This is a genomic window from Candidatus Methylomirabilota bacterium (genome assembly GCA_036005065.1).
Lineage (GTDB): Bacteria > Methylomirabilota > Methylomirabilia > Rokubacteriales > DASRDR01 > DASYQW01.
This window is the reverse complement of record DASYQW010000267.1, coordinates 1-9,458: the sequence shown is the minus strand read 5'-3', so window position 1 is coordinate 9,458 and position 9,458 is coordinate 1. Positions and strand designations below refer to the sequence as shown.

6 protein-coding genes are annotated in these 9,458 nt (G+C 72.8%); 3 read left to right on the top strand and 3 right to left on the bottom strand.

Going from position 1 to position 9,458, the window contains the following annotated elements:
* Positions 1 to 925 (top strand): ABC transporter permease (locus tag VGW35_18555; protein ID HEV8309669.1); only part of this gene is annotated, 925 nt, incomplete at its 5' end.
* A gap of 57 nt (positions 926 to 982) precedes the next feature.
* Positions 983 to 4,216, top strand: a complete 3,234-nt coding sequence (locus VGW35_18550) for a BTAD domain-containing putative transcriptional regulator (protein ID HEV8309668.1) — start codon at positions 983 to 985, stop codon at positions 4,214 to 4,216.
* 177 nt (positions 4,217 to 4,393) lie between these two features.
* Here the strand turns inward: VGW35_18550 and VGW35_18545 are convergent, their stop codons facing one another.
* Positions 4,394 to 5,737, bottom strand: coding sequence for a DUF222 domain-containing protein (locus VGW35_18545; GenBank protein ID HEV8309667.1), 1,344 nt, complete (start codon positions 5,735 to 5,737; stop codon positions 4,394 to 4,396).
* A 676-nt stretch (positions 5,738 to 6,413) separates the two neighbouring features.
* On the opposite strand from VGW35_18545, the gene VGW35_18540 reads away from it, so the two are divergent.
* The gene (locus VGW35_18540; GenBank protein ID HEV8309666.1) at positions 6,414 to 6,536 is read left to right on the top strand and encodes a hypothetical protein; all 123 of its coding nucleotides are present in this window, start codon (positions 6,414 to 6,416) and stop codon (positions 6,534 to 6,536) included.
* Positions 6,537 to 6,553: 17 nt separating this feature from the next.
* On the opposite strand, the gene VGW35_18535 is transcribed toward VGW35_18540, so the two are convergent.
* Both VGW35_18535 and VGW35_18530 read right to left on the bottom strand, forming a co-directional pair.
* Positions 6,554 to 6,715, bottom strand: a complete 162-nt coding sequence (locus tag VGW35_18535) for a hypothetical protein (protein ID HEV8309665.1) — start codon at positions 6,713 to 6,715, stop codon at positions 6,554 to 6,556.
* 386 nt (positions 6,716 to 7,101) lie between these two features.
* Positions 7,102 to 9,458: ELWxxDGT repeat protein (locus VGW35_18530; protein HEV8309664.1), on the bottom strand; the 2,357-nt coding region annotated here is incomplete at its 5' end.

Genomic DNA, 9,458 nt, shown 5'->3' with positions numbered 1-9,458 from the left:
CTTCGCCAACAGCCAGTACTTCGACCTCACCTACTACGCCCGGTCGCACGGAGAGGTCACGCGGCTGATCGACACCGGCCGCGCCAAGGTGGGGATCGTGATCCCCCCCGACTTCGCGGCCCGGCTCCGCGGTCGCGGAGGCGCGTCCGTCCAGGTGATCGTGGACGCCTCGGACCCCCAGGTCGCCGTCTCGGCGGTGAATGCGGCGACTGCCCTCGGCCTCTCGCGGTCGCTCGAGATCCTCAGCCAGACGACCGGCGGGGCGCTTCAGCGCGACCAGGTCGGCATCGACGTGCGGGTCCGGGCCTGGTACAACCCCGATCAGGAGTCGGCGCTCTTCATCGTTCCCGGTCTCATCGGCGCCTTGCTCATGCAGACGACGATCACGATCATGGCCGTGGCCGTCGTGCGGGAGCGGGAGCGCGGGACCCTCGAGGCGCTCATCGTGAGCCCGCTCCGCCGGTGGGAGATCATGCTCGGGAAGATCATCCCGAACCTCCTGGTGGCCTATGGCCAGATGACGCTCGCCCTCGTGGTCGCCCACTACGTCTTCGCCGTCCCGATCCGGGGGAGTCTCGCGCTCCTCTACGGGGTGGCGGCGCTGTTCATGCTCGGCACCCTCGGGATCGGCATCTACATCTCGACCATCTCCCGCACGATCCCCCAGGCCATGCAGTTCGGGTTCCTCGCGATCCTCCCGTCGATCTACCTGTCGGGGCTGCTGTTCCCCATCGAGGGGATGCCGCGGCCCGCCCAGTACCTGGCGCACGTCCTGCCCATCACGTACTTTCTCCGGATCCTCCGCGGCATCGTGCTGAAGGGGATCGGCCTGGACCAGCTCTGGCCGGACGTCTGGCCGCTCGTCGTCTTCGGGGCGGTCATCTTCACGCTGTCGGTGCTGCGCTTCCGCAAGTCGCTCGACTAGCCAGCGGTGGCACGCGGCCGCGACCTCGTGCTACGGTCCGCGTACTGAGGGCCGCCCATGCCCCGGCTCACCTTGACCCTGCTCGGCGGCTTCGAGGTGCTGACGAGCCTCGGACGGCTGCTGGCCGTCCCCACCAAGAAGGCGCAGGCCCTCCTCGCCTACCTCGCGCTCACGCCGGGGCAGACACACCCCCGGGACCAGCTGGCCGCCCTCCTCTGGCCCGACGCCCCACCGGGGCGCGCTCGGAACGCGCTCCGCCAGACCCTCTTCGTCCTCCGCAAGGCGCTCGGCGCCGCCGACGGCGAGCTGCTCGTTATGACGGCTGACGCGATCACGCTGCCGTCGGACGCGGTGCAGACGGACGTGGCGGCGTTCGAGCAGGCGGCCGCCGTGGGAACGCCGGCGGCGCTCCAAGACGCGGCCGGCCTCTACCGGGGGGATCTGCTGGCCGGGCTGGGCGTCGACGAGCCGACCTTCGAGGACTGGCTCATGAGCGAGCGGGAGCGGCTACGGGAGCTCGCCCTCGAGGCCCTCGCCAAGCTGCTCGCCCATCAGCGGGCGGTCGGCGCGACGGCCTCCGCGGTGCAGTCGGCGATCCGGCTCCTCGCCCTCGACCCGCTGCAAGAGGCCGTGCACCGGGCGCTGATGCGCTGCTATGCCCAGCGCGGACGGCGGGATGCCGCGCTCCGACAGTACCAGGACTGCGTCGAGGTCCTCCGCCGGGAGCTCGACGTCGAGCCCGAGCCCGAGACCAAGGAGCTATACCGGGAGATCCTGCGGCAACGTCCCGTCCGGGTGGCCACGATGCGGGCGGCGCCCGGGGCGTCCGAGGCGCCGCTGGTGGGGCGCGACACCGAGGTGGGCCGGCTCCACGAGGCGCTGGCGGAGGCCTGGGCCGGACATGGGTGCGTGGTGGCGCTGCTCGGCGAGGCCGGGATCGGCAAGACTCGGTTGCTGGCCGAGCTGGCCGCGGAGGCGGAGCGGCGGAAGGGCTCTGTCTTGCTCGGGCGCGCGTACGAGAGCGAGCGGTTCCTCCCGTTCGGGCCCTGGGTCGGCGCCATCAGGGACGCCGGCGTGCTGACCGATCCGCGAGCCGTCGATGGCCTCTCATCCGGGTCGCGCGTGGAGCTGGCGCGGTTGTTCCCGGAGCTCGCCGAGGGGAGCCCCCTCGCGCCGTCTCCTTCCGACCCGCTCCGTTTGTTCGAGGCGCTCGTCGAGCTGCTTCGACGGCTCGCCCTGGCGCAGCCGCTCGCGGTCCTGCTGGAGGACGGCCACTGGGCGGACGACATGACCCTGCGCTTCCTCGCCTTCCTCGGGCGCCGCCTCCACTCGGCGCCCTTCCTGGTGGCGGTCAGTGTCCGCGAGGAGGAGCTGTCCGACAGCCCGCTGCTCGGCCGCATGCTCGACGAGCTGGCGGCCGAGGGGCGGCTCGTCCGGCTGCCGCTGGGCCCCCTCGGTCGAGACGACACCCTGGCGCTCGTCCGCCGGATCGGGCGCGCGGACAGCCGGACGGCCATCGTGGCGGAGCGGGGAGAGCAGGTCTGGGCCACCAGTGCCGGCAACCCGCTCATCGTGGTCGAGACCATGCGCGCGATCGACGACGGCGTCGCCATCACCGCTCCGGGCAGCCTGCCGCTCCCGGCCCGCGCGCGGGAGATGATCGCCCGACGTCTCAACCGGCTGAGCGATCACGCCCGCGACCTCGTGCGCGTCGCGGCCGTCATCGGGCGCGAGCTCGAATTTCCGCTCCTCCAGCGGGCGGCGGACATGGACGAGCGAGAGGCGGCCGAGGGGGTGGAGGAGCTGGTCCGCCGGCGGGTCCTTCACGGCGCCGGGGAGCGGTTCGACTTCACCCACGATCGGATTCGGGACGTGGTGGTCGGCGAGCTGCTCTCGCCCCGGCGGCGGCTGCTGCACGCGAGCGTCGCCGCCGCCCTGGAGCAGCTCGCCGGCGACGACCTCCCGCGCCACTGTGCCGCGCTCGGACACCATTACCGGGAGGCCGAGCGGTGGGACAAGGCGGTCGTGTTCCTCCGGCAGGCTGGCCACCAGGCCATCGAGCGCTGCGCCTACCGGGAGGCGGTGGCGCTCCTCGAGCAGGCGCGAACGGCGCTGGAGCACCTGCCCGCGAGCCGCACCACGCTCGAGACGGCGGTCGATGTTCGGCTCGATCTGCGCAACGCGCTGCTGCCCCTCGGTGACTTTTCCGCAATTCGACCGCTGCTGGAGGAGGCAGCCGCACAGGCGGAGCGCCTGGGCGACGCGCCCCGACGGGTGCGCGCGACCTCATTCCTCATGGACCAGCTTCGAATGGCCGGTGAATACGACGGCGCCCTCCGTCACGGTCAGCACGCCCTTGCTCTGGCCGAGGGGCTCGGCGATCCGGTGTTACGGATCCTCATCGGCACGCGGCTGGCGCAGGTCTATCACCTCCGCGGCGAATACCAGCCGGCTGTGGCACTGTTCAGGCGCAGCCTCGAGCTCGCCACCGGTGAGCCGGCAGGCGAGCGGCTCGGGCTGCTCCAGCCGCCAGCCGTGCACTCGCGGTACTCGCTCGTGTTATCGCTCATCGAGCTAGGGGCATTCGAGGACGCCCAGGTCGTCGCCGACGAGGGCCTGACGCTGGCGCAGCAGCTCGATCACCCGATCGCGCTCAGCTTCGCCTGGGGCGGCGCCGGCCTCCTAGCGCTCCAGCAGGGAGCCCTCGGCAGCTCCATCGACAGGCTGGAGCGCGCGCTCGAGCGGGGTGAAGGCACCACCGTATCTCCCTGGGTTCAGCGGTTCGCGGGGGCGCTAGGTTACGCCTACGCGTTGTCCGGCCAGGCGACGCGGGGGTGCGCGGTCCTGGGCAAGGCGCTGGACCAGGCGGCCACTATCGGAATGGCCGCGGCCCGTCCCCTAATGCTCGCCTGGCTGGCCGAGGCGCGGCTCCTCGCGGGCGACGTTCGAGGCGCGCGGGACACCGCGGAGGAGGCGGTCGCGCTGGCCCGCCGGCACGGCGAGCGCGGCCACGCGGCGTGGGCGCTCCGGGCCCGGGCCGAGGCCGAGGCGCGAGAGGACGATGTGGCAGCGTCGGTCGCGAGCTACGAGGAGGCGATCACCGTGGCCGGCGAGCTGGAGATGCGCCCGCTCCTCGCGTGCTGCCGGTTCGGGCTCGGGGTCCAGCTCGCCAGGGCCGGCCGGCGCGAGCCGGCGGCGGTCGAGCTCGCGGCGGCCTGCGATCTCTTCGCCGACATGGGGATGGAGCTCGGGCGGGCCGGGGCGGAGCGCGCGCTCGCCGGCCTCGCGTGATCCGGCGTCTCCCGAGATCAGCGTGCCGGCTCGGCCTCGTCGCGGGTGAGCATCGCCGCGAGGAGTGGCCCCACGTCCGCCAGCGCGTCCACGCACGCCTTCTCGCCGGTCCGCACCCGCTCGACCACGCCGGTCAGCCGGCCGAGCGGGTCCGGTCCAGGCGTTGTGCCAGCGGGCTCAGGGGGAGCGACCGAGGGGCCGGGGCGCGCCCGGGTTCGCGGCGGGGTGCAGGACCCCGATCGCCCAGGCAAGGTCGAGGCGCTCGCCGAGCCAGGCGGGACAGCCTGTCCGCGCGTCGATCGCGAGGCCGCGCGCCCGATGGGCCGTAACGAGGGCCTGCGTCGGGTCGAGGGGTACCGTCGACGGCGCCGGAACCGGGGGAATCGGCTGACCGCGCGGCGTGCTGAAGCGCAGCGTGCCGTCGGCGTCGCGTTCGACCCGGTAGCCTTCCTCGTGGACGGCCCGGTGATGGCGCCGGCAGAGAAGCGCGAGATTGTCGAGCCGGGTCGGCCCGCTATTGGCCCAGTGGTGGAGGTGATGCCCCTGGGAATGACGCACCCTGCAGCCCGGGAAGCGGCACCCCTGGTCCCGGGCCTGGAGCGCCCGCCGGAGCGCCGGTGGGATCGTCCGCGTCCGCCGCCCCACGTCGAGCCCCGGGCCGTCCCCCGCGTGGCGCAGCACCGCGCGGGTCGCATCACACGCCAGGCGCCGCGACGTTTCCGCGGAAACGCCCACGCCGTCCTCGAGCGCGGATTGACCGGGCTCGTCGGGGTCGGCCAGTACAGCGGCGTCCACGTGGACGACCACCTGGTACCGCTCGCTCCCCGATCCGGGATCGAGCCCGTGCGCGAGAGCGGTCTCCGCCACCAGGGCGAGCGCGTCAGCCTGCCGCTGGCCGGAGGTCGGGGGGTCCGCCTCATCATGCGCCGCCGCCGTGGCCCGTGCCCGTGCATAGAGCGCCTCGCGCGCCGCCTCAAGCGCCCGCATGAGCAGCGCTCCCACTTCCGGCTCGAGCCGCCCCCGCACGACCCACATCCCGTCCTCGTCCGGGTACACCCGGAGCGACCGCCGCGCGTGGCGCGCCGCCGCCTCCCGGGCTTCGCCGTGCCGGTCCACCCGCCGCCACGCCCGCACGATCCGCTCGACGTGGGCCGCCGTCCCCGCCCGCCCCACCGCCAGGAGCCGCGCTTCGGTCTCCGGGGTGGCGATCCGCGTGAGGGCGCGGACCTTGGCGTAGGACAGCTCCCCCCGGGCCAGGGCCGCGGCGAGCTCCGGCAGCTCCCCCAGCGCCCGCGCCACGCGCACACGCTCCCGCGCCGCCCCCGGGTCGAGCCCGACCCGCCAGGTCAGCCACTCGGCACAGGAGCGGAAGCCGTTCGCCCAGCCGCCCCCCGCATCGAACTCGCGGAGCAGGGTGAGGAACCGGGCGGTGGCGGCGTCGAGGTGGGCCGAGAGCGTGGCGATCTCGTCGCCGAGCCGATCCAGGTCTGCTGCGGTCGGCGTGGACGCGGATGAGTGCATGGTCAGGGCCTCCCACCCGGACTCTACCACGCAGTTTCCGGGCCACCGGAAGGGCCCCAGGAACGCAGCGCGCCCGAGCGGGAATGGTTTTTCCGTCGCCGCCCGGACACATGAGGTGCTCCGGGCCCACGCGGAGCGCTGGGCGGGACTGGAGGCCGAGACCACGACGGCGGCCCGATCCCGGTCCGAAATGATGTCAAGCAGAAAATGCGGCCCCCCGGGCGGATCCAAGCCGCACCGTGGGCTGGCTGGCCCGGGCCGTGCCTCCGGGGACCGGTCTGATCAGAGCGTCGTCCGGCCTGACCGACATGATTCCCGGAATAGCCTGAATTTGACTGTTCACGGTCCTCCGTACCCCCTCCGCAGAGCACTGGCGCCCGGACGGCCGGACCACTACCTGGTTCGGCCCGTGCTTGGGGTCTCCGAACAGGTACATGGCGTTCTGATTCGTGGTGTTGCCGATCTGGGTCCACGACGCTGCGAGTTCGCATGCCCGAGCTGGACCGCGCCCTGGTGGCTCGCCTCGAAAGGACCGGAGCCCCCACGAACGCCCCGATCGGGACCCCGAGGCTCAGAGCGAGAGCCGAAGTTCAAAGCACTTTTCATCTTTCGTCGCCCCGGCCCGGACATGCGCTCGGCCTGACGCCCCAGGGGGCCGGCGCCGTCCGCCGACAGCATGGACGGGCCGGCGCGCGAGCCGGCGGTGGTCGACCTCGCCGCGGCCCGCGACCTCTTCGCCGCCGTGGCGATGGATCTCTGGCGGGCCCGGACGGAGCGCGCCCTCGCCGGCCTCGCTTGATCCGGCGTCGTCCGCCATCAGCATGCCGGCTCGGGCTCGTCGCGGGCCAGCATTGCCGTGAGGACCGGGACTACGTCCGCCAGCGTGTCGACTCGGGCCTTCTCACCGGTCCGCACCCGCTCGACCACGCCGGTCACCCGCCCGAGGGCGTCCCGGTCCAGGCGGACGATGAAGATCACGCGAGACCGTCCTTCCTCCGCATTCGCCATGGGTCGCCTCCCGACCTCGTCGCCGCCGGCGGTCCTGACCGTTCCTCGACGCGCCGCCGTGCCCGGTGCCCGCCTGTCCCGGACGAGCGCCACGACGGCCCCGGACCATCCGTCACGGGCCATCCGTTACTCGGGGGGCAGCTCTCGTCTTCTTCCAGTTCATCCAGCTCCACCGAGACCCGGGGGCGTCGAGTACCACGTCCAGTTGGTTGGAACGTTCGGGACTGGGCCCTTGGAATCTCCGGGCCGAGCAATGTCCGGCACGCAATGACCTCTTGGGGCCATTGCGTGGTCATCTGCACGCGAATCTGGTCGATGGGAAGCTTTCCCGCTTCACCCATTGAGCGAAGGGCGCCCTACCGGACGCTGCCGGCGACGAAGACGCCGGCGCGGAACTCCGCAGGGTAGGGCAGGAAGCTGCCCAGCCGGGCGCCGGTGGCGCCATCGAAGAGGTCGACCTGCGGGAGCGCGCCGGGGCCGGCGGCGGCGAGGAGGTCAGCCTTGCCGTCGCGGGTGACGAAGGCGACGCCGACCCGGACACCGCCGAGGAACCCCGGGTCGAAGGCCAGGAAGCGCCGCCGCAGGGCGCCGGTCCGGCCGTCGAAGACGCGCACCTCGGGGAGCATCCCCGGGCCCGGTCCCGTCACGAGGTCGGCGCGGCCGTCGCCGGTCACGTCCCCCGCCGCGACGAAGACGCCGCCGAGGAAGGTCGGGGCGTAGGCCAGGAAGCGGCGGCGGAGGGTGCCGGTGCGGCCATCGAAGACGCGGACCTCGGGCGGGCCGGCCGACGCCACGCCGGTCACGAGTTCGGCGCGGCCGTCGCCGGTCACGTCCCCGGCCGCGACGGTGACACCGCCACGGAAGCTCGAGGCATAGGCCAGGAAGCTCCGCAGCGGCGCGCCGGTCCGGCCGTCGAAGACGCGCACCAGGGGTTCCATGCCCGGTCCCGGGCCCGTCGCGATGTCGGGGACGCCGTCGCCGGTGACGTCGCCTACCGCGACGAAGACGCCGCCGCGGAAGCTCGGCGGGTAGGGCAGGAAGCTCCGGAGGGAGGCGCCGGTCGCGCCGTCCAGGACGCGCACCTGGGGCGTCGCCCCGGGGCCGGCCCCCACGATCAGGTCCGGGAGGCCGTCGCCCGTCAGGTCGGCTGCAGCGACGCGCACGCCGCCTCCGAACGCGGCGGGGAAAGGCAGGACGCTCCCGGTCTCGGCGCCCGAGCGGGCGTCGAAGGCGCGAACCTGGGGCGGGGCGCCTCCGGCGCCCGTGACGAGGCGGTCGTGGGGGAAGACCGCCCACAGCTGCGGCCCCCACAGGCCGTCGGTCGTCGCCGCGAAGAAGAGCGTGCCGTTGACGTTGGTCAAGAAGGCCGGGTTCGAGGTGCGGGGCCCCATGCCTGTGACGCGGATGGTGCCGGCCGCCGTCCCGTCGCTCTTCCACAGCTCGAATCCGCTGCGCCCGTCGTCGGCCGTGAAGAAGAGCGTGCCGTCGACGTTGGTCAGCCATCGCGGGCTCGGGTCGCCCCGCGGATCGATGTCCTTGACAAGAACGGTGCCGGCCGCGGCCCCGTCGCTCTTCCACGGCCCGCGGTGGCCACGCCACGACCTACGCCCGTCGTCGGCCGTGAAGAAGAGCGTGCCGTTGACGTTGGTCAGGAAGGCCGGGTTCGAGCCGCGAGACAACCCCGGCCAGATGTCCTTGACGCGGACGGTACCCGCTGCGGTCCCGTCGCTCTTCCACAGCTCGGGGTTGGAGAACCCCCCTGGGAAGTCGTCGCCTACGAAGAAGAGCGTGCCATTGACGTTGGTCAGATTGTACGCGCCAAAATGGGCCCCGATTCCGCCCTTGACGCGGACGGTGCTGGCCGCGGTCCCGTCGCTCTTCCACAACGAGACCCAGCCTGGCAGGAAACACCCGGGGTGCGCGCGCCGTGGGCCTGGTCCCGGCGGCCGAGGCGTCGCTCGCCGCGCGTGGCTGTCAGGGATGGCCGCGTAGAAGAAGAGCGTGCCGTTGACGTTGGCCAAGCCACCTGGGCAAATGAACCGGGAGCGGGAGCCGACGCGGATGGTGCCGGCCCGCGTCCCGTCGCTCTTCCACAGCTGGGATCCGTTGGTCCAATCAAAGCCCGCGAAGAAGAGCGTGCCGTTGACGTTGGTGAGGGACGACGGGTCCGAGCTGCCGGCCCCCGGGTTGATGTCCGTGACGCGGATGGTGCCGGCCGCGGTCCCGTTGCTCCTCCACAGCTCGCGCCCGCTGCGCCCGTCAGTGGCCGTGAAGAAGAGCGTGCCGTTGACGTCGGTGAGATCTTCCGGGTTCGAGCTGCCGGCCCCCGGATTGATGTCCTTGATCCGGACGGTACCGGCCGCGGTCCCGTCGCTCTTCCACAGCTCGCGCCCGCTGCTCCCGTCGTCGGCCGTGAAGAAGAGCGTGCCGTTGACGTTGGTCAGGAAGGCCGGGTTCGAGCCGCGAGACAACCCCGGCCAGATGTCCCTGACGCGGACGGTACCCGCTGCGGTCCCGTCGCTCTTCCACAGCTCCGTCCCGCTGTCCAAATCGTTGGCTGCGAAGAAGAGGGTGCCGTTGACGTTGGTGAGCTGGGCCAGCGAGTCATAGAAGCCGAAGGCTTTGATAAGTTCCGCCGTCGGCGGCGCCGCCCGGGCGCCGCCGGGCCAGGCTCCCAGGTCGGCGAGAAGCAGGCCGATCAAGAGCGTCGTTC

Bases quoted from the DNA above. Each gene is read 5' to 3' on its own strand.
- VGW35_18550 (HEV8309668.1), top strand. From the start codon at position 983: ATGCCCCGGCTCACCTTGACCCTGCTCGGCGGCTTCGAGGTGCTGACG.
- VGW35_18545 (HEV8309667.1), bottom strand. From the start codon at position 5,737: ATGCACTCATCCGCGTCCACGCCGACCGCAGCAGACCTGGATCGGCTC.
- VGW35_18540 (HEV8309666.1), top strand. From the start codon at position 6,414: ATGGACGGGCCGGCGCGCGAGCCGGCGGTGGTCGACCTCGCCGCGGCC.